Below are 21,745 nucleotides of genomic sequence, written 5' to 3'. Positions count from 1 at the left end.
AATTTAAATTGTGTGTACTAACAAACAGTCTGATAAATATATACCCAAGGTTTGTGTGTAACAAATTTATACATACGTATTCACAGTATATTTACGTAATCGATTAAGTTCATCTTTCAAAGGTGTATTTAAAGGGCTAGGAAGGTAAAAACTTAAATGATTAAACCGGGTCGGGTATATGTTAAAACGACAGCAATGCATAGCCAAGCTGTCGTTTAAATATGCTGAGCTAGGCTGAAATCATAAAAGCAGATTTACTGGCATCCCAGCTGATCAGTTTTTTAATTTCTAGCTCTTTTAAAATGGTTAGTAATTCAGAGTCACTTAGACAACAGCCTTGTTTTAATGTATCGAGTGATATCTCTTTATTACGGCTATGAAGCTTAGAGGCCAACATAATACGGTAGATTAATTTTGACTTACGGTTCATAACGCATCTCCTCCACATTTTTGTTTATAGCAATTAGTTTGCTACTTGGTTTTATAATTTGGTCTAATGTGTACTGATGGTTTTTTCGACTATGGGGGATCTTTTTAGCTAAGTCAATTAATATCGAATGATATTTGTACAGCGCTATAAGAGAGGGAGTTAGTAGTAATCTACAAATATAACTCATTGAAAATATGTAATAAGTTACGCTTTTAAAAATTGGTATATTTATAAGAAATTAAAAATCAGAGGGTTATCGCTGTACTATAAAAGCTTAGTCAATGAGCTCATCGCGGCTAACTGCAATTGCATCATGCAGCGCTTTAAATAGTAAATGCTTTTCAATGGGTTTGCCTACGTGGCCATTAAAACCACAGTTCATGTATTCGATTATATTTTCTTTCATCACGTTGGCAGTCAAGGCAATAACGGGAATCTCTTTATCAATACTACGAATATGGGAGCAGGCTTCTATCCCCCCCATAATTGGCATTTGTATATCCATTAAAACTAAAATGGGGTTAAGTTGTTTAAATAACTCGACTGCTTCAGCACCATCTTTTGCAAAATGAAGATCTGCGTTGGTTTCTGCTAGCATCGACTTGATGATCATAGTATTGAGCGGGTTATCTTCAGCAATTAATAAGGTTTTAGCCGATAAATCAGGTGCGGTTACATCAGTAAAGCTATCATTTAAGTGTTGCTTTTCAGAGACTTTGAGTGGTAAATAAACCGTGAAATGGGTGCCTTTACCGAGTGCGCTGTCTACATCAATACGGCCGTTCATACGGTTAATGAGATTAGCGGTGATCGACATTCCTAATCCTGTCCCGCCAAAACGCCGCGTTATGCTGTTATCGGCTTGCTGAAAACGGTTAAACAGGTGCATTAAACCCTCTTTGCTCATACCAATGCCGGTATCAATCACTTCTATCTCAACACCTTGCTTTTGGATTTGCGAAGATTTATTAATCTTTACTTGCACGCCACCTTGCTCGGTAAATTTAACGGCGTTAGAAACCAGGTTTAAAATAATTTGTCGAACCCGAACTGGGTCTCCTATCCATAAATCTTCAACGTCATCGTCTATATCTATGTTTAATTCAATTGCTTTTTCGTTACAAAGCGGCAGAAAATCAGAATTGATCGACTCAACGACCTTCGACATCGAAAAATCCACCTGTTCAATATAAAGCTCGTTCGCCTCCATTTTCGAAAAGTCTAAAATATCGTTGATAATGGTAAGGAGTGATCGACAAGAAAACAGCGCCTTAGAAACAACTTCAATATTTTTCGGTTTTTGAATGTTCGGCTGCAAAATTTGTAAAAGCCCCATTATGCCATTAAGTGGGGTGCGTATTTCATGGCTCATATTTGCTAAAAACTCTGATTTTATTCTCGCTCCTTCTACCGCACGCTCAGTGAGCTCAATCTGTTGTTTATAAGAGTTTGAAAGCTTTCTAAAGTAAATAAGCAATATGTTGGTGAGCAATATGATTGTTAGCACATGCACGATGTAAGCAATTTGAAAGTTTTCATCAATAGCGATGCTTTTATTTTGGAGTATCGAGTTTACATGTTGCTCAAAAGCGGCAAGTGCCTTTAAAGCGGCTGCGTCATCCACTTTTACTGTAGAGTCTATTTGCTCGCTTGTAGCGCCGTTAGTAATCATCTTTAAAACAATATCGACTTTGTCTTCATATTCAATAACCGTTTTTTTAACGTCACTAAGTGCTGTTTTATCGTATTCTTTGATTGCACCAAGTTTGGCAAGGATCTCTTTTATTTCGATGAGTTCCTGTTCAATGGGCGGTAGGTATAGATCTGTATTTTTTCTAAGCACTAGGTTTTTAAAATGGTGAATAAAGCCACCATAACCAAGTCTTTGAATGAGCTTGTCGTGAAGTACATAAATGTTAGCGGCGGTTTTTGAATAGTCATGCCATTGTGAGTCAACATTTCTGTAAAAGAATAAAGAGGTAACAGTAAGCGAAGCTACTAATGCAATCATGATAATGGCATTTACTTTTAACTTGTTTTTAGTTTGCTGCAACGCTTTTATCATCAGTTTACGGCACCTATCCTGTTGTTATTCTAAGCATAGCGCATTTTTATTTGTTCACATAAGAAAGGGTAAAGCTGTGACGGCTTTTTTATGAAAATATTAAAAGCCCTAAACAAAGGAAAAGTAATCTAACGTGTTCAAAAGCCCTTTGTAAAATAATGATTTGAAATTAATTGATTTAACTGTACTTTTTTCGTACTTGTTGTATTTTAAGTTGGTACGCTATTTTAAGGTTTAATTGAGTGTAGGCTAACACTCATTTGTTAAGTGGAGTAAAGGATATGCACGCACACACAGTCAAAGAATCAGCAGCAACTATTCAATCGGGTGTCGCAAAAGCGGATGGTAAGCTTTTAGTTACTGAACAAGACATTGTTTTTGAACCGTTTAATAAAGAGTTAGGCTTAGGCCCATACAGATTTTCACGAGCGCAAATCAATAACGTTGATAAGTGTTCAGGTAAAGGTGCGGGTATTTTGCCAATCACAGCAGATGGAATTCGCATTACTCTAAATAACAAGGATGTATTTGAGTTCATTTTAGCAAACCCTGATGACTGGCTAAGCGTACTTGCTCACTAAGCAAACCGCAAACCTTCAAAAAGACGGCATATTATAGCAACGTGTCATAATATGCCGTGTTAGCTTTTTATGAATTAATTCCCTTTCTTCGCAACACATTGATCTCAAACAATACTAAGGCAAACTTCTTAGGTTATTTTACACATCTAAACTATTAAATTGCTCGTTGCTTATTAACGGAGGCTCTTGGGCAAATGATCAACTTAGATGAACAACACCTAGTTTCACTCGAACGCGGTTTTCATATTCCACCTAAACCTGAGCTATTGAGCCAAATTGCTGAAGAAATGCAAAAATCTGATGCAAGCTTAGATAAAGTAGCCAATTTAATATCACGTGACATTAGCCTTTCGGCCTTATTATTAAAAACAATCAACAGCCCCGTGTTTGGCTTACAACGCACCATAAGTGATATACGCCAAGCGGCGATGTTTTTAGGGTTAGATCAGCTTAATCGGCTGGTAACTTTGGCTCTACTAAAGCAAAACTTTAAAGGCAATGCTTGTATTAGCTTAGAGCGCTTTTGGGATGAATCGGTTGAAGTTGCAAATGCCTGTGTGTTACTGGGTAATCGTTATAAGTCTTTAATGCCAGTGGATGAGCTTTATTCATTAGGGCTTTTTCATAATGTAGGTATTGCTGCTATGGCATTAAAATTTAGAGATTATGTTGAGGTACTCAAGCAAGCAAACCTAGCCAAAGAGCTCGCAATTACAGACCTTGAACAAGCACGTTATCAGTGTGACCATGCGGTGATTGGCTACTTTATATCGGTATCTTGGCACCTACCTAAGCCACTATGTCACGTTATTTTAAATCATCACAACACGCACTTTTTAGAGCAAAGCAATGATGAGCAGCAGCGTATGGCGTATGCCATTTTAAAGTGCGCAGAGAGTGCTGTGGACTATGCGCGCCTCCAACAGTATTCAAGCGAGTGGTTTAAAATTAAAGAGCAATGCTTATCTGAACTTGGCATTGTTGACCAAGATTTTGCAGATATGGTCGAAGATTACGTCGACAATGCGATGGCGAGCTAAAGCTGCTTAGGTTTTATTTCCTCTCATATTAACTTCGATGCGGTAGCGAGTGCAGACTTGCTAACTTTGGTTTTTTTACACTTCATTAAAGCATAGTATTACTACACTTTCATACCGTAGCAAGGCATCATAACTTTTTCTAGGGAGAGATTATGATGCTTAAATCTTTGTTACTATTGGTTTTATGTACCAGTTCTGTGATGACTGCAACGAGTTTACCAGATAATCGCCACATCGTTGTTAAAGGTGAGGCTGTTGTGCGTACTGCTCCCGATATGGCTAATATCACGTTAGAGTTTGAATCTGTAAAAGCTGAAAGTTTGCAAGCGAAGCAGCAAGTCGATACGCAAGTGAACAAACTTCTTGCGGGATTAAGCAATTTTTCTATAGACGAAAAAAGTATCTCTACGGGGCGGATATTTGTTGAGCCCAATATGCGTTATGACGAAAACGATAACCTAGCTAAAGATGGTTTTCGAGCCACGCGTAAGCTCAAAGTCAGCCTTAAACAACTCTCTCTTTTGGATGGTTTCTTAAACTTTGCTCTTAAAGTGGGTGTCAATCAAATCGAGCATAAAGTGGGTGTCAATCAAATCGAGCAAATTCAACTTTTATCAACGAAAGCCTCAGACTACGAGCAAGTCGCTCTGAATAAGGCAGTAGTGAATGCCAAACAACAGGGGAGCAGCCTTGCTAGCGCATTCGAAGCGAAACTTGGTCGAGTGTATAGTATTCAATCGCAAGAGGTAGGTAGTCACTTCGGCTATGGTAGCAACAACAATATTGAACAAATTATGGTAACGGGCTCACGTATTAATGCAGTCCCAGAAGGTAAGTATTTACAAGAGTCGATTACCTTCAGAGCAAGTGTCAATGTTGTGTTTGATTTGTTGTTAGAATAATTCTTTCTTTTAAGAATGCTTATTAGGTACTGGTTTAATTATAAGTGCTTATTTTTATTATAAATTCAAATAATTGATTTTAATGGGGTGTTTTTATTGTCTTTTTTAGGGGTGTTTTTGGATGTTTTTTAGGAATTTTATATTTCATCTTGCTTTATAATTAAGAATAAAATATCTTGATTTTGTGCGGCGTTGCTACTATTGTAGCCGCAATGTAGCAATAAAGTTGTTACCAGTTGTTGTTCAAAAGAGCATTTATGTAGTTTGTAGTCACAAAATCTCTCACTTTTTAAAAACGATAGGGTTACATTTCCATGAATAAAAAATTCTCCACGCTAACTGTTTGTATTAAAAAAGCATTGCTCCCAACACTTGTGTTAGGAACATGTACGACTGCCTTTGCAGCTGCTCAAGAAGATGGAAAAAATAAAATTACAAAAGAGGATATAGAGCAGATCGAAGTACGCGGCTATGCGGCGTCAGTTGAGAAAAGTATCAACATGAAACGTTTTTCAAACAGCGTTGTTGATGCGGTTTCTGCCGAAGACATCGGTAAATTTCCTGATCAAACAGTTGCTGATGCACTACAGCGTATTCCAGGCGTGCAAGTAGAGAAAGACTTAGGCGGTGAAAGCGATCGAGTGAGTATTCGTGGTACAGCACCTCATTTAAATATAACGCTGTTAAATGGCCAAAACGTGGCTTCTGCAACGGCTTCGGCATCAATTACACGCCCGTCGCGTGGTTTTAATTACTCATTATTACCAGCAGAAATGGTCGATACTCTAGAGGTTTATAAGTCTGCTGAAGCTGACATTGATGAGGGTTCAATTGGCGGCACTGTTGTAGTAAAAACACGTAAACCGCTTGATAGTGAAGCTAACTATGCTGCGCTTTCAGTAAAAGCATTTCATTTTGAAAACGCAGATGAAACTAAGCCATACGTGTCTGGTTTATATTCATGGAAAAATGAAGCCCAAGATTTTGGGTTTAATGTTGGTTTTGTCCACAAAGAAACGGCAACGCAGCGTGATAGTAAAGAAGTACGTTTTGGATATCGCAGCACAGATGCCAACCAAGATGGGAATGCAGAATTTTATCCAGGGGCAGTGGGTTACAACCGCTACGCAAGTGATAGTGATTTAGATACCGCAACAGCGACATTCCAATACGCAGCTAATGATAATCTTGAATTTGTTTTCAATAACTTATATTCAAAGTCAGAACATGAATCATATGGCACGTATTCAAGCGGTTTTATCTTACAGAATATTGCTAATATTGAGAACCCAGTGATTGTTGATGGTACGGTTGTCGCAGGTGATTTACCAGCACACAATAACTTGGGTTATTATGGTAATGCGGGATATCGCGGTGAATTTAAAACTCAAGCGCATGACTTAAAAGTGACTTTTAAAGCCGATGATTACACTCTTACAGGTCAATTTGGTTATAGTAAAGCGGATGGTGAGGTGAGTGATGTGTATTCTGAGTATTACGCCAATACAAATGCATCATTTACATTAGAAAACGGCACGCCTGATGTAACTTTATCTGCAGATTTAAGCCCTGAAGATTATCGATTAGATTACAACCATAAAAATGATATATTCAACGATTCTGATGAGCTTTATGCACAATTTGATGTTGAATATTTATTAGATACTGGTTTTTTCACTGCAATTAAAGCGGGTGTAAAATACCGTGAGCATACAAAAGCAGCCAGTTTAATGAAAGCCAATTATCCAAAAGTCTCAGCAGCAGGTGAAAATTTTAATTTGGGTATGTTTGCAAGTGATTCTGCTAGTGACGGCATTTTATGGCAGTTTGATAATAACCAATATGCAGACTGGATTTCGTCAACAAGTCCTACTTCAGGTCCTTATGAGCACCTTGACTACACCTTCGATCTAGAAGAAACCGTTACGGCTGGATACGTCAAAGCTGTGTTCGAGCACAATAAGTGGCGCGGTAATATGGGCGTACGTGCAGTTAAAACAGAGCTTGACTCTCGTTCAGTTGAATACACAGGACGTAGTTTTGCGCCTGAAAATATTCAAGATGTGTATAGTTCAAATAGCTACGATGACTTTTTACCAAGTGTAAATATTAACTATGACTTTACGGATGATGTTGTGCTTCGCTTTGCTGCAGCTAAAGTAATGTCTCGTCCTGACTACGATTTTTTATCAGCGCGTAAAAGTGGCTACTGTGCAGCGGCAACAGGTTGTAAAGGCTCACAAGGCAATCCAGATTTAAAACCTTATCGTTCAACTCAATATGATTTATCAGCTGAGTGGTACTTTAATGAGTCATCAATATTGTCATTAGCTTATTTTTATAAAGACATTGATTCGTATATTACCAATACCACTGTTGAAAAGCAGTGGACATGGACAGACCCTGATACTGGCGTTGAAGAGGTTCGTGATTTCTTAGTGACTCAACCGCAAAACGGGCTAGGTGGTGAGAATTCCGGCTTTGAAGTGAACTATACGCAAAAGCTAATGTATGGGTTTGGCATTCAAACTAACTACACTTATTCAGATGCTGAGCTAGAGCAAACTGCAGAGCAAAAAGCTGCGGGTGAAGAGGCTGTGTTACCTAACAATTCAGAAGATACCTTCAACGCAACTGTTTACTACGAAAATACAGCTTTCAGTGCGCGTGTTTCTTATACCTATCGTTCAGAATATTTTTATACAAATTATCTTGGTTTAAATCAGTATAAAGATGGTTTTGGTCAGTATGATTTGAATATAAGCTACAATGTTTCTGAAGATTTTAATCTTATTTTCCAAGCTATTAACTTAACAAATGAAGAGCAAAAAGCGACTTCAGGTAATAGCACCGGTATGCCAGATGCTAATCGCCCTTTAGCTATTCATGATTATGGTCGTCGTTTCTTGGTCGGCGCGCAAATGAAGTTCTAATTTTCTTATTTGAATTAGATTCATGTAGGCACAACAAGTTTTTGTTGTGCCTTTTTTGTGAGGTATACAGTGTATTTTAAACATTTATTATTATTGTTCATCTGCTTTGCTTTGAATGCGTGTGTTTTTATGCAAAAACAAGAGGCTACGAACATTGAAAAGCAGTTTTTTGGCACTATCCAGCAACCTCAGGTTGCAAGAGAGTTTCGTGCTGCATGGGTAGCAACCGTTGCAAACATTAATTGGCCATCAGAGCCTGGATTATCTGTTGCTGAGCAAAAACAACAAGCAATTAAAATCCTTAATTTACTAAAACAACATAACTTCAATACCGTTATTTTTCAGGTTAGACCGCAAGCAGACAGTTTATATCAAAGTACGAATGAACCATGGTCTTATTATCTTACTGGAAAGCAGGGAAAAGCACCTGAACCGTTTTATGATCCTTTAAAATTTTGGATAGAACAAGCACATAAACGAGGCTTAAAGTTACATGCATGGATAAACCCATACCGCGCTCATCACCACATTGGAGGCCCCGTTTCAGAGCATTCAGTTGTTGAAAAAATGACGGATAAAGTAGTGAAACTAAAAAATGAGACCTATTGGTTTTTGCCTACAGATCAAGCTGTAGTGTCGCATACTTTAAGTGTATTAACGGAACTTGTAGAAAACTATGATTTAGATGGTATTCACTATGATGACTACTTTTACCCATATCCTTCTTACAATAACGATGAAGGTTTTCCTGATGCTAAACAATACAGTCAGTATTTAGAAGCAGGTGGTGAGTTATCTATCGGTGATTGGCGCCGTGAAGCAGTAAATCATTTTGTGAAAAGCTTATACAAATTAGTTAAACAAACAAAGCCTCATGTTCTTGTTGGGATAAGCCCATTTGGTATATATAGGCCTGATGAACCTGAAACTATTCGTGGTATGGATCAATATGACACCTTGTTTGCTGATGCAAAGCTGTGGCTTAACGAAGGCTGGCTTGATTATTTTTCACCGCAACTTTATTGGCCAATTAATCAATATGCACAAAGCTACCCGCTCTTATTAAGCTGGTGGCAATCACAAAACACTCATGGGCGACATTTATGGCCTGGCATTAATGCATTGCGTTCATTTGATGAGGCTGGTGTTGATGAGGTCGTCAATCAAATTATGATAAATCGTGGGTTTTTATCAACTTCACCCGGTACAGTTTTTTGGAATGTTACAGCGCTTGAAGGCAGTCAATTGATGAGTGATGTGATTACTAAAGGCGTATTTCAACATCAAGCCTTAATTCCAGAAACTCCTTGGCTAGATGCGTCAGTAATAGCAGCTGTTAAAGTTGATGTTAAATATGATGGTGACGATGTTCATTTGACTTGGACACACCCAGATTCAGATCAAGTGTCTGAGTTACTTGTCTATCTAAAATATGCGCAGCAGTGGCACTATCATATTTACTCAAGTGATGAGAGTACGTTCTCTGTTGCAGCTTCTTATGGACAACGACCATTAGAGGCAATGAAGATAATTGCAATTGATAGGCTTGGTAATCAAAGCGCTGAGATTGAGTTGTTAATGAAATAGCACCTGTACTGTATATACAAAAATTTGTTACGCTTTGAATAATCAGGTTTTTAAATTTTAAAGTAGGCATATGAAGTCTTTCGCGGTAATTTTGTTCGGTTGCCTTATCTCTTTTTCAACAACAGCCGCAACAAAACATATAAAAATTGTAAAACCTGTGGTTGCGGCGTTTAAAGCGGGTGATAGAGCTGCAATCGCCAAGCGAGTGCATTATCCTCTGCAGCGCAAAGCGCCTCTGCAAGCAATTGAAAATGAGCAAATGCTTATAGAAAAGTTTGAGCAAATTTTTGATAAAGAGTTTGTCGAAAAAATCGTGAATTCAAATATTCGCCACGACTGGGAAATGATGGGGTGGCGCGGCATTATGTTTGATTCAGGCAAATTTTGGTTAGACTTTGATGGCTCTATTTGGGCTGTGCCTTATGAATCAGAGGCAGAAAAAGCACGACGCGAAGCACTGATTGACGAGCAAAAACAAGCATTACATAAAAGCCTTCGTGAATTTACAAAACCGATATTAACGTGGCAAACTAAAAAGCACTTAATTCGTATCGATGAGCTTGCTGATAATCAGTACCGCTATGCAGCATGGGAAATAGATCAATCTATGCAAGATGAGCCAAGCCTTGTGATCACAGGGGGCACTCTAAGCTTTGATGGCAGTGGCGGAAATCATTTTTATACCTTTACTAATAACGGTTATCGTTATGTATGTCATGTTACCGTACTTGGTACTGAACACTCACCGCCGGGGCTGTTAGAGGTATTTAAAAATAACGTACAAATATTGTCTGAGCCTGTTCTGGATTTATAAGGTGTTTTTCTTATTTTGAACTACACTCATTCTTTCAAAGGAGGCTCGTTTAAAGGGGTCTCATTTAAAGGAGTAAGTTATGGGTATTAAATTTTGGGTTTTAAGAGCCACTAGAGTTTTCACGCTGGTGGCTATTTTATTATTTATGGTGGAAATACTGAAAGGTCACGAGACACTCAGCGCATTAGGCTTTGCGTTACTTTGGTCTTTTATTGCCACGGCAATTTTTATCGCAACCCGTTTATATCATTCATCAAAAGGGCGCCACTGTGCACTTTGTAATGACACCCCTGATGATAAAAAAGCGAGTTAACTTAGATTGTTTACAAACACACCGCCCCATACCAGCGCACAAATTGTTAGGGCAATAAGTACGGCTGCTGATCCTAAGTCTTTAGCTAGGCCTGATAATGGATGAATTTCAAGGCCTACACGGTCTATTGTGGCTTCAATTGCCGTATTTACGACTTCAGCAAACATCACAAATAGTACAGATACAAGCAGCATGATTTTCTCATACAGGTTAATTTGCCATACAAAAACCACTGCTATGGCAAGGACCAACAGTATCAGCTCTTGTTTAAAAGCAGACTCATGCTTTGCTAACCAAGTGAATGCACGTTGGGAGTTTTTAAATGCTAGGCGAATACGTTTAATGCCAATGGGTTTGTTAGTGCTATCAAATTGCATAGTATGAAATCTCTATTTCGTTAGCTTTGTTTTGAGCAAGCATTGAAGATATCTTGCTCTGGATGATATTCAGTGCTGTCTACATGGGTTAAACCAAGTAGGGTGTCAAAAATATTATCGTGAGAAAAAGCGTTGTTACGCTGTTGTTCGATACATTGATTAAAACGGGTATCGGCTAGTTTATTACTCCAAAACAACATAGGCACTTGGGTTTGCTCTTTAGGTGCTAATGCGTATGGGAAGCCATGCAAGTACAAGCCTTTTTCTCCAAGTGATTCACCATGGTCAGAAACATACAGCAGGGCTTTGTCATCCGCCTGACTGTTTTGCATTAAATTAATAAGTTTACTGAGTACTAAGTCTGTATAAGCAATAGTATTGTCATAGGTGTTTGTTAGTTGCTCGCTGCTACAATTTTGAATATCACTACGCGGACAATCAGGCATAAATACACTGTCTTTTTTTGGGTATCGACGATAGTAAGTTGGACCATGTGAACCAATCATATGTAACACAACAAGTTGATGTTTAGCATTACTCTTGGCAAGTTTTGTAGCTAACTCTTCCACGAGTACTTCATCAAAACAATAGCGTCCATCACAAAGTGGGTTGCTCTTTGTTGGTTCTACCGTTTGTGAGTTTACCCGCACACAAACCCCTTTACAGCTGCTATTGTTATCAATCCACGTTACTTCGACACCACTTCGTTGAATGATATCAAGCGCATTTTCTTGGCTTTGCGCTATGCGCGAATCATAGTGATTACGGTCTAAACGCGAGAACATGCAAGGTACAGATATAGCCGTAGCCGTGCCACATGAACTAACGTCACTGAAATATTTAACGCCAAGCTTAGGTGTATATTGATTAGTTGGCTTGTTATATCCTTGCAGTGAAAAGTTTGCTGCACGAGCTGTTTCACCTACTACCATAATTGTCAGCGAACTTTGTTGCTGTTCTAGTAAATGCGGCGTTTTATCCAGTACTTTAAATGGTAAAGGCGGATAAAAATAATTATCGCGCAGATACTTATAGCCCGCAGTGTAAAATGCAAAAGGGGTAATATAGCTAGTTAATTGACGGTTATTACGCCCAACAGAGGCATAATCTTTATAAAATGGTACTGCAATAGCTGCTATAGCAATAAATGCTGTGACGTTGAGAAGCGCAAAGTTTTTTAGACGAACACGAAAGTTACCAACAATTTTAAAACGTGAAAACAAGTAAGCGGGGAGCACGCCAAGTACAAAAATAAAGACGACAACTTGTATATTTAAGTATGAAAATGCTTCACCTGAGTTTGTCTCTAAGATATTTTGTAGCATGCTTTTATCGAAGATAACACCGTAGTTTAAGGTTGCATAAAACAACAGTGACGAAACTACGATGCTTGTTAAAAGCACTGGTTTTACAAAGGTGATTAACGATAACCAACTTAACACCATTGCCGTCAGTGCTAATAATAAAAACGGTACGCTTGCTATAAATAACCAATTGACATGTTCTGGCTTGCTTGCTGCTTCAGCCATGTTAAATAAAAATAGACTATTAAATGCGATAACCAAGTACAACGACACCAGCCACACAAACTGACTGTAGCTAACTTGCCATTTTTTAATAAGGAGTTGTTTAATTTTTATGCTCATGATTATTCCTCATCGCTACGATTTATTTGGTAAGCGATACAACTGTTCGGTATAAGCTAAATTGCTAAATAAGACGTGAGCCAGAGCTTTTTTGGCAAGTTCAACGCTGCTGCCAGCCTTATCAATAGCTACTTGGGTTTTAGTGGCTGGGTCGTAGTGCCAATAGCTAACCTTTTGGTTTGGCATGAGTATCACTGCCTCACCATTTTCAACGTAAGCAAAGTTGTCGTAGTACTGCATCATGGCGCGCTCAACTGGGTATTGTTTAGTTAAATCATAACCAAGCATAGGTGTCGCTTGGTCTACGCCCAATAGCGATAACAAAGTGACAGGTAAGTCTATTTGACTGACTAAGCGAGTATCCTGCTTTGCGTCCATACCACTATTTAGGATCACGGCAGGAATATGGAAAGATTTAAGCGGCACAGGCTCTGAGCCAAACACTCGCACATCATGATCTGCAACCACTAAAAATACTGTGTCTTGCCAGTAATCTTGCGTTTTTGCCTTTGCTATGAATTTACCTAATGCATAGTCTGCATATTTGATTGCTAGATCACGTTTGAGGTTTTCTGAGTCATGGCCTTCAGGTAGTGTTACTTTACCTTCTGGAATATCGAATGGATCGTGGTTACTTGAAGTAAACACAAGGCTAAAAAAAGGATTGCCTGCTTTATTTAATGCGCTTAGCTCTTTATCAGCTTGATTGAACAAGTCTTCGTCGCTTGCACCCCATGACGAAATAAACTCAGGGTTTTGCATGTCATTGATATCTACAATATCGCTAAAGCCATTGCCTAAGAAAAAGCTTTTCATATTATCGAAATGACTTTCACCGCCGTAAATAAACTGAGTGGTGTAGCCTGTGCGGGCTAATACATCAGCTAGTGAGAAAAAATTACGCTGTGATTTTGATAGTTTTACCACTGAGCGTGAAGGAGACGGAGTAAACCCAGTTGTTACCGCTTCAATGCCTCGAACAGAACGAGTGCCAGTTGCGTATAAGTTATTAAAGCCCCAGCCTTGCTTGTATAACTTATCAAGCTCAGGAGTCACACCAATGCCACCTAGTTCACCAACAAAACGTGCACCTAAGCTTTCTTCTAAAATGATAACTAAATTCTTTTTCTTACCCGTGTTAAAAGGCGTGTTGCTTGAAAGTGTAGGAATATTCTCAGTTATAAACTTTTGTTTATAGGCTGCTTGCTTTACTGTTTGTAAAATCTCATTACGTGGCATGTTGCCGTATAAACTACTGGCATTTTTCTCATTGCCCATATTTTTAATAGCAAATGCCACACTGTACGTTGAATTCAAAGCCAGCGAGTTAACCAGCGAGTCACTTGAAAAGTACACTAAAGCAGGATTTAAAGGGCGGTGGCTTACAGTGCCTCGTGCGCTAATTAAGCAGACTAATAAAGTGGTAACGAGTATTACAACTTGGCTAACAGTTTTAGCGTTTTGTTGTTTGCTAAATGCTGCATTTATATAACGATACGCAAACACACAGCTTAGCGTTGCAATAATTAAGGTGCTTATCATAGCGAACAGGTGGCCATGTAATAGCATGGAAAATACTTCTTGGGGGTAATCAAGATATTCGACGAATAAGCGATTTGGTCGTACATCGTACTGGGTAATAAACGCGGGAGTAGATGCTTCAATAACCACGATTAAAGTAACGACTATGCTGCAATAAAGAGTAAAAATAAGTTGCAATAAAGAGGTTTTGCTACGCAAAAGAATATGAGCTATCAACATTAAAACGGCAAGGGCTAATAAATACCCTAAACTACTTAAGTCTACCCTTAAGCCGCCAAATAAAACCGCTAGGCTATCGCCATCAGCTAACCTTTGCTGTTGCCATATTAGCAAGCTTATTCTCGACAGTATAAAAACTGCCATTAATATTAATGAAAAACGGAACAAAGGTTTTAAAACAGAGAGTTTTGCTGTCATAGTCGTACTTACTTAATCGAAACTATGGCAATACTAGGCAGTGAAACTTAAGAAACCCTTATGGTAATCTTAATATTTTCTAAACTAGAAAAACTTAAGTAAATCTTAAGGGAATCTTAAGATTTTGAGCGTAACCTGATGACACAAAAGTGGTTTTTATCTAAATGAGTAACATATGAAATTGTTGATAATAGAAGATTCGGTGTCATTAAGACGTAGTCTACGAATTGGCCTTGAAAACTTAGGTTTTACCATTGATGAAACCGGCGATGGTGCTGAAGGTTTGAGTATGGCTATGTCTGGTGAGTACGAATTAGTAATACTCGACATTATGTTACCCAGCCTTGATGGCATTACGTTATTACAAACCATAAGAGCAAAGCAGCTCGATGTGCGTGTGCTTATTTTATCTGCCAAGCAAGAACCTGCAGACAGAGTAATGGGGCTGCTGACTGGGGCCGATGATTATTTGACCAAACCATTTTCGTTTGATGAGCTGCATGCAAGGTTATTAAATTTAATGCGTCGCGGTGGTCTGAAAACAATCAGTGATGTGATCCGCATTGATAACTTGGCTTTAAATTTACAATTAAAACTCTTACAAGTCGGCGGTACTTCAGTCGACTTAACACCTAACGAATATAAAATAGTTGAGTGTTTATTTAGCAATCAAAATAAAGTGATCACTGCAGAAAAGTTGAGTAGCTACATAGCTGGGCAGTATGACTTGGTCTCAAAAAATTCCATTGAAGCGCATTTATCATCGGCCCGCAAAAAGGTTAGGGTGGCAGGCGGTGAATTACCTATTCAAACTAAGCGTGGCTTTGGTTATATCATTCAAGGAAAATAATGAAGTCAATTCGCAGTAAGTTGGTAACTACATTATCGATTACTATAACTGGGCTAGTTTTAAGTATTTTAGTCGCCACTGATATAGCCGTTGATAGTTGGATTGATAATGAATTTAACCGTGGCATGAAATCAAAAGCCGGTATGCTGATGACTTTGGTTCATGAAGATGAAGAGGGGTTAACTTTTAATTTTTCTAGTGACTTTATGCCAGAATTTGATGGTCAAGTTGAGCCTGAATATTTTCAAATGTGGACTGATTATGGGGTGTTTACCCGCTCACAGAGCCTTAATTTATTCGCTTTGAAGAACCTCAAGTTTGAAAAATTAAAACTGGGTGAAGCGAAAATAATGACCACTGAGCTGCCGGATGGTCGTGACGGGCGAATTATTTATACTCGTTTCCAGCCGCAAATCGACTCTCACTCACATAGAAATTTTTTTGATGGCGTGAGCAAAACGCATCACACCACGCTTACTTTGGCTTATGCAGCTTCATCAGAAAAAGTTGATTTTATTTTATGGTTAATTGACGTTATTTTTGTTGTTTCTACCGTGTCAGTAATCGTATTCATTCGATTATTTGTGCGTAAATCGGTCGACAGTTCTCTAGCGCCACTTAATAAACTAAACCGTGATATAAGTCGGCTTAGTATCGCAGATAAAAGTGCCGTGATAACAATAAAAGAACCTGTGAAAGAGCTGCAACCCATTGTTGATAGCTTAAATGCCTTTATTCAAGAAAACCGCCAGCTCTATTTTCGTGAAAAGCGCTTGACCTCAGATATTGCCCATGAGTTAAAAACGCCGATTGCTGAGCTTATAAATATGGCTGAAGTGGCGATTCGGTTTCCAAATGAAAAAGAGTTTGAGGCAGACTTTAAACCTGAAGTGCTAAAAATTAGCCAGCGTTTAAAGAGCATTGTGTCGAACTTATTGCTACTGCATAAGTACAGTGATGAAGCCCTACCAAAGCAAGATGCATGTGATTTAAATCAGGTTATTTTACGCACCTTAGAAAAGTGCGATTTAGAATGGGTTAAGTTTGAGTTTCAAGATGATATCCCAGCCATTGTAAGTAACTTATTTGCCCTTGAATCAATCATCACCAACCTTGTAAATAATGCTAAACAATACAGTCCAGAAAAGAGCATAGTGACTGTAAGTTCGCTGCTTAATAAAAAGGGGAAGTTGCAATTTTCTGTTACTAACGAATTAAAAGTACCATTAACAGATGAAGACATTAGCCAGTTATTTGATCCGCTTTGGCAAAAAGATAGTGCCAGAACGTCTGAAGATAACTTTGGCTTAGGCTTATCCATTGCCAAAGCGTTAAGTAAAGCAATTGATGCTGAACTTCAGGTTTCGTTAAGTGAGCAAAACATAACCTTTAGTTTGATTATTTCTTAAGGTTTTGCAGCTAATTATTATATGTGCAAAACTAAACATAGCAGCACGAAATCAAAACAACAAAAAGGAACAACACGATGGGAAAAATTATAGGTATTGCTTTAATCGTTATTGGTGTAGCGCTCGCAGTATGGGGATATAACGTTTATGACTCTGCAAGTGCACAAATTAGCCGAACTTTTAGTGGTGATACACCGATTGAGGCTTGGCTCGGTATGGTAGGCGGTGCAATTTGCGCGATTGTAGGTATTTTAAAAGTTAAATAGCCTCAAACATTGAAATCAGTTTACTAATACCTGATACTGTATTTATATACAGTATCAGGTTTGGCTATGAAAACACAATTACCAGCAAAATATTATTTAAGTCATTTCTTTGAGCTCGCTGAGTTTATTCAATCTCAGTGCACGCATTTACTCTTAGCTGAGCAAATGCAATTTCTTGAAAAACTCACCCTACTTGATGAGCAAAGTTTGTGTACTTTGCTGCGTATTTATTCCCGTAAACCAAAAATCGTGGCACTGTCATCATTAAATTATGAAGAAATCCCTAATCTACATGGGGCTATTTTTAAGCTAAAGCAACAGGGGCTGGTGGCACACCCAAGTCATGATGAATTAGATTTGCTGCTTGAGCATTTAACAAAGCCAACTTTATTAACCTTATTAGCAAACGATGAGTTAATGACGACACAACCTGATTATAAAAAATCAGCCAGCAAACATAGCTTAATTCAACTTTGTAAACAGTATATTGACCGCAACCACAGTGATTTAGACGCTTTATTTAGTCAGTTCGTGGTCAATAGCCGAAGCCAGTATTATGAATACTTTGAGTTTTTACATAGCGGCCGACTAAGTCAAGGCGATATAAACCATCAAAATCGCTTTGTAATGCGTGACTTAGGAATTGCAAAAGTACGTGGTGATGTCAGCGACAGCTTATCGCGTTTTAAAACCTTAGCCGAGGCACAATCGCATTATCAATTAAACCAGTTGCGTATGCAGCTTAAGCAAAGCCAATCAGAAACACAGTACCAAACCTTAGCTCAAGCACTTTTAGCTATTAACTGTGAAGATGAATTAGCCCAGAGCATCAAAAACAAGTTACTGATCCGCTTATATAAGCAGCTTAAAGATCATGACTTAGGTTTTGCATTTGAGTTACTAGAGCATTGTGAGGGCAGTAGTGAAGCGCAAGAGCTGGCAATTCGCCAGCGTTACAAGCTAGGAGACAAAAGCTGGGTTGAGCATAAGCTTGAAAATATTATCCAAAACCCGCTTGATGATAGCATTTTGTATTTCGCCGAAGACTTTCTACAGCGTAAATATAATAAGCAGCAACGTTCACGCTTAACACAAATGTTAATTGATACAGAGCATCAAATAGAGGTTGATGACATTTACCGTGGTGATGTAGAGCAAGGAGTATGCGAGTATTATCAACAGTTCGGTAACACAGTGTTTTTTACTGAGAATAATCTTTGGTTAAGTCTTTTTACCTTAACATTTTGGCAAGAGCTCTTTATCGAGACACCGTACCCGCCGTGTAATGAATTTGATCTTTATCCACAAGTACTACTTGCTGATTGCTTTTACACAGCGCAGCATACACAAATTGAGCAAAAGCTTGCAAATTTCACTAGTAATGAAGCGTTGTATAAATATGTTTGTAAAAATGCAGGACAGTACTACGAAATAGCCAATGGTGTTTTTATGTGGCATAGCGATATTTTAGAGCCACTAAAAATATTGATAAAACACAGCAGTCTAGCTAGTTTAAAAGCGCATTTATTGCAAATGACAAAAACCTTTAAGCAGCTTAAAGATGGTTACCCAGATTTAATGGTTTTAAAAGAGCATAAGCTCACATTTGAAGAAGTTAAAGCTCCGGGCGACAAACTAAGACGCAACCAACTTGTCAGTATTGATGTCTTAAAGCAACACGGCTTTGAAGTAAATATCGTTAAGGTGAGCTGGTTTAATGATCCAAATCGCATTTATAGTGTGGTCGATATAGAAACCACTGGCGGCGTACAAGGGAATAATAAAATCACTGAAATTGCGGTTGTGCAGTTACAAGCTGGCGAAGTTATTAAGCAGTGGGCGAGTTTAATCAATCCCGAACGAAGTATTCCTGCCTTTATTACCAAATTAACAGGAATTAACGCGGCAATGGTGCGTGATGCTCCTCGCTTTGAGGAGATAGCCGACACGTTGCGTGCCCTGTTAAAAGGCAGTGTATTTGTTGCCCACAATGTGAATTTTGATTACGGATTTATTCGCAAGGAATACGCTGCACTCGGGCAAGGTTTTAAAATGCCTAAGCTATGTACAGTAGTTGAATCACGAAAGACATTTCCAAAGCTAAAGTCTTATTCACTTGGTAACTTAGCGACACACTTTGAATTGAACTTAACGAATCATCATAGAGCATTAGCCGATGCAACTGCTACGGCAGAGTTATTGATACGAATTCAACAAGCACAATCAAATAAGGCGAGTTGACCTCGCCTTGTAAATTATTTACCAGGGAATTGGTGAATATGAACATCTCGCTGTGGGAATGGAATAGTGATATCAGCAGCATCAAAGGCAATTTTGACTCGTTCATACAAACCGAAGTACACAGGCCAGTAGTTATCCGATTCAACCCAAGCCCACACTAACATGCCGATATGACTTTCACCGTGCTGGCTAACATGCACTGTTGGTTTTTTATCTTCTATATCTTTTAATACCAGATCATAGTCATCCAGAACGCTCATAAGCACGTCACGGGCTTTATGAACGTCATCGCCATAGCTAATACCAAACTCGATTGCAACGCGGTGTGTTGGCTCTGCAAACTTATTCTTAACACAGCCATTCGATAGCGTGCCATTTGGAATAATGATTTTTTCATTATCGTAGGTAAGTAAAACAGTGACAAAAATTTGAATTTCTACTACTTTCCCCATGTAGCCTTGGGCTTCAATAACATCACCTACTTTAAAAGGCTTGAAGAATAGGATAAGCACTCCACCTGCAAAATTCGCTAGACTGCCTTGCAGTGCCATACCTACGGCTAAACCGGCTGCTCCGAGCATTGCAATAAATGAGGTTGTTTCGATACCAATCATCGAGGCAACAGATATCAGCAGTAGTACCTTTAAAATGACAGAAATGAAGGAGACTAAAAAGTGCGTCAAACCAACTTCGAATTTGACCCTATTCATTGATTTTTCAGCCATGTTGGCAACTCTACCAATTAACCACCAACCAATGATTAAAACCAGTATTGCTAAAATAAACTTTGGCCCGTAGAGCATTAGCAACTCTATAGCTTGGTTGTAGATTTTCTCGATTGATATTTCGTCCATTATTTTTCCTTGTTATACAACAGAGTATTTAAAGAAAATAATAGTAGAGGAATTGCTTTACGGTGTGGGGTCTGCTGGGAAAATGTGAATTTTCTGAGGCGTTTCAGTTATAACTAACAAAAAAGGAGTAGCAAGCTACTCCTTTTTTGGGGTGAGTCGAACGTTACTCCGTGCGTTTGCTTGGAATAACTTTAACTAACTTCACCATGTTTTCTTTTATCTCGATCACTTCAATAGGGTATCCGGCAATACGTAAACTTAGGTTTGAGTCTGGGATATCCTCTAAGTATTCAACGATTAAACCACTTAGCGTTTTCGGGCCATCAATCGGGAGCTCCCAACCCATTTCTTTATTTAAATCGCGAATATTAGCACCGCCATCTACAAGTACTGAGCCATCGTCTTGCTCTGTAACTTCCTCACTTGGCGTGCGAGTTTGCGTTGTTGTGAAGTCACCAACAACTTCTTCGAGAATATCTTCAAGTGTTACTAGGCCTTGGATATCGCCATATTCATCAACAACTAAACCGATACGTTCTTTTGATTGCTGGAACTTAAGCAATTGTGTGTTTAGTGATGTGCCTTCAGGAATAAAGTAGATTTCACGAACCGCACGTAATAGTGATGGCTTATCAAACTGTTCTTTAGTTAATAGGCGCAGTGCATCACGTGAGTGAATAAAGCCAACAGCATCATCAATTTGGTCACGATATAATAAAACACGAGTATGCTGAGCATGAGTTAGCTGACGGCTAATAAGTTTCCAGTCATCATTGATATCGATAGCAACAATTTCGTTGCGTGGGATCATAATATCTTCAACAGTTACTTGCTCTAAATCTAAAATTGAAGTCAGCATGCTTTGGTGGCGAGCTGGTAATAGAGCACCAGATTCGTTCACCACGGTTTTTAATTCTTCTTTACTTAAACTGTGCTCTTCAATTTGTGCTGTTGTGATACCAAACAAGCGCAGCATGCCATTGGTCATCCAGTTTACGATAACCACAAATGGGAAAAGTATTTTCAAAAGCCCCTTAAGGACAATCGAACTTGGGAAAGCGACCTTTTCTGGGTAAAGCGCTGCAAGTGTCTTTGGCGTTACTTCGGCAAAGATTAAAACCACTAAGGTCAGTGCACCAGTTGCAATTGCGATACCGAGGTCACCGTATAGGCGAATACCAATAATCGTTGCAACCTGTGCTGCAGCGATATTAACTAGGTTGTTACCAATCAAGATCAGACCAATGAGTCTGTCTGGGCGACTTAACAGTTTGCTGACGCGTTTCGCTGCACGATGATCTTCTTTAGCAAGATGGCGCAAGCGGATACGGTTAATTGACATAATTCCAGTTTCAGAACCAGAAAAATAAGCAGAAATAAGTATCAATAATCCCAATATAATAAACAGGGTACTAGTCGATATGTCGTCCAACGATGGATCCTTTTTTTATAAATCAGTGCATATTAAGCTAGAGACA

The 21,745-nt window shown here is 38.7% G+C and carries 18 protein-coding genes; 11 read left to right on the top strand and 7 right to left on the bottom strand.

Annotated elements, in window-relative coordinates; translation table 11 throughout:
• Positions 1-229: 229 nt before the first annotated feature.
• The gene (locus J3455_RS12620) at positions 230-430 is read right to left on the bottom strand and encodes a hypothetical protein (protein ID WP_130051041.1); all 201 of its coding nucleotides are present in this window, start codon (positions 428-430) and stop codon (positions 230-232) included.
• Positions 431-704: 274 nt separating this feature from the next.
• Positions 705-2,495: an ATP-binding protein gene (locus J3455_RS12615; protein WP_349561854.1), complete on the bottom strand. Its 1,791-nt coding sequence runs from the start codon at positions 2,493-2,495 to the stop codon at positions 705-707.
• Positions 2,496-2,776: 281 nt separating this feature from the next.
• On the opposite strand from J3455_RS12615, the gene J3455_RS12610 reads away from it, so the two are divergent.
• The 7 genes from J3455_RS12610 (at position 2,777) to J3455_RS12580 (ending at position 10,665) form a co-directional block, all read left to right on the top strand.
• A complete protein-coding gene (locus J3455_RS12610) occupies positions 2,777-3,076 on the top strand; it encodes a hypothetical protein (RefSeq protein WP_297331116.1) in 300 nt (99 codons plus the stop codon).
• 194 nt (positions 3,077-3,270) lie between these two features.
• Positions 3,271-4,116, top strand: coding sequence for an HDOD domain-containing protein (locus J3455_RS12605; protein ID WP_349561853.1), 846 nt, complete (start codon positions 3,271-3,273; stop codon positions 4,114-4,116).
• 152 nt (positions 4,117-4,268) lie between these two features.
• A complete protein-coding gene (locus tag J3455_RS12600; RefSeq protein WP_349561852.1) occupies positions 4,269-5,018 on the top strand; it encodes an SIMPL domain-containing protein in 750 nt (249 codons plus the stop codon).
• Between the two features lie 314 nt (positions 5,019-5,332).
• Complete coding sequence (locus J3455_RS12595; protein ID WP_349561851.1) at positions 5,333-7,951, top strand: TonB-dependent receptor; 2,619 nt, start codon at positions 5,333-5,335, stop codon at positions 7,949-7,951.
• Positions 7,952-8,080: 129 nt separating this feature from the next.
• Positions 8,081-9,538 (top strand): glycoside hydrolase family 10-like protein, encoded by a 1,458-nt coding sequence (locus J3455_RS12590; protein WP_297331112.1) that lies wholly within the window; start codon positions 8,081-8,083, stop codon positions 9,536-9,538.
• Between the two features lie 70 nt (positions 9,539-9,608).
• The gene (locus tag J3455_RS12585) at positions 9,609-10,352 is read left to right on the top strand and encodes a hypothetical protein (protein ID WP_167658360.1); all 744 of its coding nucleotides are present in this window, start codon (positions 9,609-9,611) and stop codon (positions 10,350-10,352) included.
• A 79-nt stretch (positions 10,353-10,431) separates the two neighbouring features.
• Entirely contained in the window at positions 10,432-10,665 is a 234-nt protein-coding gene (locus tag J3455_RS12580; protein WP_130051049.1) for a hypothetical protein, read from the top strand.
• Here J3455_RS12580 and J3455_RS12575 read toward each other — a convergent pair.
• From J3455_RS12575 to J3455_RS12565, 3 genes are read right to left on the bottom strand one after another with little or no spacing between them, the layout of a single operon-like run.
• Positions 10,662-11,042: a diacylglycerol kinase gene (locus J3455_RS12575; RefSeq protein WP_130051050.1), complete on the bottom strand. Its 381-nt coding sequence runs from the start codon at positions 11,040-11,042 to the stop codon at positions 10,662-10,664. The genes J3455_RS12580 and J3455_RS12575 overlap by 4 nt on opposite strands.
• Before the next feature lie 20 nt (positions 11,043-11,062).
• Complete coding sequence (locus J3455_RS12570) at positions 11,063-12,688, bottom strand: phosphoethanolamine transferase (protein ID WP_349561850.1); 1,626 nt, start codon at positions 12,686-12,688, stop codon at positions 11,063-11,065.
• 15 nt (positions 12,689-12,703) lie between these two features.
• On the bottom strand, positions 12,704-14,647 hold the full coding sequence (locus tag J3455_RS12565) for an LTA synthase family protein (RefSeq protein ID WP_349561849.1): 1,944 nt from the start codon (positions 14,645-14,647) through the stop codon (positions 12,704-12,706).
• A gap of 175 nt (positions 14,648-14,822) precedes the next feature.
• Between J3455_RS12565 and J3455_RS12560 the strand changes: the two genes are divergently transcribed.
• From J3455_RS12560 to J3455_RS12545, 4 genes are all read left to right on the top strand, one after another.
• A complete protein-coding gene (locus J3455_RS12560; protein WP_130051053.1) occupies positions 14,823-15,497 on the top strand; it encodes a response regulator transcription factor in 675 nt (224 codons plus the stop codon).
• Complete coding sequence (locus J3455_RS12555) at positions 15,497-16,906, top strand: sensor histidine kinase (protein WP_349561848.1); 1,410 nt, start codon at positions 15,497-15,499, stop codon at positions 16,904-16,906. The genes J3455_RS12560 and J3455_RS12555 overlap by 1 nt, the downstream gene beginning before the upstream one ends.
• A gap of 77 nt (positions 16,907-16,983) precedes the next feature.
• Entirely contained in the window at positions 16,984-17,172 is a 189-nt protein-coding gene (locus J3455_RS12550) for a DUF3185 family protein (protein ID WP_054553751.1), read from the top strand.
• Between the two features lie 66 nt (positions 17,173-17,238).
• On the top strand, positions 17,239-19,413 hold the full coding sequence (locus tag J3455_RS12545) for an exonuclease domain-containing protein (protein ID WP_349561847.1): 2,175 nt from the start codon (positions 17,239-17,241) through the stop codon (positions 19,411-19,413).
• Positions 19,414-19,427: 14 nt separating this feature from the next.
• Here the strand turns inward: J3455_RS12545 and J3455_RS12540 are convergent, their stop codons facing one another.
• Both J3455_RS12540 and J3455_RS12535 read right to left on the bottom strand, forming a co-directional pair.
• Complete coding sequence (locus J3455_RS12540; protein WP_130051056.1) at positions 19,428-20,267, bottom strand: mechanosensitive ion channel family protein; 840 nt, start codon at positions 20,265-20,267, stop codon at positions 19,428-19,430.
• Positions 20,268-20,430: 163 nt separating this feature from the next.
• Positions 20,431-21,699 carry an HlyC/CorC family transporter gene (locus tag J3455_RS12535; protein WP_130051057.1) on the bottom strand — a complete coding sequence of 423 codons (1,269 nt, stop codon included), beginning with the start codon at positions 21,697-21,699 and terminating at the stop codon, positions 20,431-20,433.
• Positions 21,700-21,745 lie beyond the last annotated feature (46 nt).

The sequence above is a fragment of the Pseudoalteromonas sp. NFXS39 genome, assembly GCF_040148775.1.
GTDB classification, from domain to species: Bacteria; Pseudomonadota; Gammaproteobacteria; order Enterobacterales; family Alteromonadaceae; genus Pseudoalteromonas; species Pseudoalteromonas apostichopi.
Note: the sequence above shows the minus strand (reverse complement) of the source record. Positions and strands in the feature narration are given on the sequence as shown.

What these genes read in the sequence shown, in the direction of transcription:
- J3455_RS12565 (WP_349561849.1), bottom strand. Translation starts at nt 14,647, where the DNA reads ATGACAGCAAAACTCTCTGTTTTAAAACCTTTGTTCCGTTTTTCATTA.
- J3455_RS12595 (WP_349561851.1), top strand. Translation starts at nt 5,333, where the DNA reads ATGAATAAAAAATTCTCCACGCTAACTGTTTGTATTAAAAAAGCATTG.
- J3455_RS12620 (WP_130051041.1), bottom strand. Translation starts at nt 430, where the DNA reads ATGAACCGTAAGTCAAAATTAATCTACCGTATTATGTTGGCCTCTAAG.
- J3455_RS12610 (WP_297331116.1), top strand. Translation starts at nt 2,777, where the DNA reads ATGCACGCACACACAGTCAAAGAATCAGCAGCAACTATTCAATCGGGT.
- J3455_RS12555 (WP_349561848.1), top strand. Translation starts at nt 15,497, where the DNA reads ATGAAGTCAATTCGCAGTAAGTTGGTAACTACATTATCGATTACTATA.
- J3455_RS12560 (WP_130051053.1), top strand. Translation starts at nt 14,823, where the DNA reads ATGAAATTGTTGATAATAGAAGATTCGGTGTCATTAAGACGTAGTCTA.
- J3455_RS12570 (WP_349561850.1), bottom strand. Translation starts at nt 12,688, where the DNA reads ATGAGCATAAAAATTAAACAACTCCTTATTAAAAAATGGCAAGTTAGC.
- J3455_RS12580 (WP_130051049.1), top strand. Translation starts at nt 10,432, where the DNA reads ATGGGTATTAAATTTTGGGTTTTAAGAGCCACTAGAGTTTTCACGCTG.
- J3455_RS12575 (WP_130051050.1), bottom strand. Translation starts at nt 11,042, where the DNA reads ATGCAATTTGATAGCACTAACAAACCCATTGGCATTAAACGTATTCGC.
- J3455_RS12540 (WP_130051056.1), bottom strand. Translation starts at nt 20,267, where the DNA reads ATGGACGAAATATCAATCGAGAAAATCTACAACCAAGCTATAGAGTTG.
- J3455_RS12550 (WP_054553751.1), top strand. Translation starts at nt 16,984, where the DNA reads ATGGGAAAAATTATAGGTATTGCTTTAATCGTTATTGGTGTAGCGCTC.
- J3455_RS12615 (WP_349561854.1), bottom strand. Translation starts at nt 2,495, where the DNA reads ATGATAAAAGCGTTGCAGCAAACTAAAAACAAGTTAAAAGTAAATGCC.
- J3455_RS12600 (WP_349561852.1), top strand. Translation starts at nt 4,269, where the DNA reads ATGATGCTTAAATCTTTGTTACTATTGGTTTTATGTACCAGTTCTGTG.
- J3455_RS12605 (WP_349561853.1), top strand. Translation starts at nt 3,271, where the DNA reads ATGATCAACTTAGATGAACAACACCTAGTTTCACTCGAACGCGGTTTT.
- J3455_RS12585 (WP_167658360.1), top strand. Translation starts at nt 9,609, where the DNA reads ATGAAGTCTTTCGCGGTAATTTTGTTCGGTTGCCTTATCTCTTTTTCA.
- J3455_RS12545 (WP_349561847.1), top strand. Translation starts at nt 17,239, where the DNA reads ATGAAAACACAATTACCAGCAAAATATTATTTAAGTCATTTCTTTGAG.
- J3455_RS12590 (WP_297331112.1), top strand. Translation starts at nt 8,081, where the DNA reads ATGCAAAAACAAGAGGCTACGAACATTGAAAAGCAGTTTTTTGGCACT.